At 42.8% G+C, this 1,032-nt stretch carries 1 protein-coding gene; it reads right to left on the bottom strand.

Going from position 1 to position 1,032, the window contains the following annotated elements:
* Positions 1 to 959 (bottom strand): hypothetical protein (locus tag BAW75_RS08585; protein ID WP_208635210.1); only part of this gene is annotated, 959 nt, incomplete at its 3' end.
* Positions 960 to 1,032: the final 73 nt, after the last annotated feature.

A 1,032-nucleotide genomic window follows, 5' to 3' on the forward strand; every position in this document is an offset into this window, starting at 1 on the left:
CCTGCTGCTTCATCTTTCTCTTTCAATTTAAGTCGCTTCTTTAGCTCTTCAATCTTCTCTTGTGCCTTCTTGTAATCAGGCTCTGATTGACGAATCTTAGCAGACTCCGCTTCAAATTGTGCGTGTGCTTTTGTATCTTTAGCTGCATTTCGTGCATTTCGCTCTACAAGGTCAATTGCATTAAGTGCAGCCTGATAGGTAGAGAAACCTTGACGAGCCAAGGCAGCACCACCTGCCGCTTCCTTCATGTAGTTATCTGTTAACTCTTCCACGTTAGTATTCATAAAGTCACGCATACGAATGCCATTGTACTCTTGAGTAACATCTAAGCCTAAACTCATCTTAGCTCGGTTAGAGATATTATCTTTGGTTTCTTTATTATCCAGAGCTTCTACCATCTTTTCAATTTCTTCATCACTGAAGCCTGCCTTGCGCATTATTGCTTCATACTCTGCTTTAGTCTGACCAGACATAGCCTTTTCGAAACTCATACGTCCTGTCAGAGTGGCATCCACAACACGGTTTACTTGTGCTCGTGCAATTTCATCCGCTACTTCTTTTGGAATTTTACGAGCGCCGTTCTGATAAGCACGAGAGAATAACTCAATGATATCTTCTTTATCGTGCATACCGAATTGACGACGAGCCTTCATACTGTCAAAAATATCAGGCATGTACTTATCATCTGCTTTAACCTTTTCAAACCCAGCTTCACCAGAGCGTTGACGTAATGCTAATGCTTCACGATACATAGCTTGCTGCCCCTCTGCTGCCATACGGATAGACTTAGGCGTAGCCTCATCCATACCGATGCGTACAGCTTCCCATACCTTCTCATTATATTGCTGCACATAGTGAGAGTTAGTATGGCCTGCAACTGGATTGATATTATTTTCTTTGAGCCATAAGTCAAACCCGTCATTGAAACGGTTCATATCAGCAGACTTCAGTCGATTCAAGTTGGTATTCTGCATAAGACTGGCAGATGCCTTTTGCATACCTAAACCTTGCGGAGACTCAAACAGGCGAGCA

Source organism: Micromonospora chalcea (assembly GCF_002926165.1).
Taxonomy (GTDB): Bacteria; Actinomycetota; Actinomycetes; order Mycobacteriales; family Micromonosporaceae; genus Micromonospora; species Micromonospora chalcea.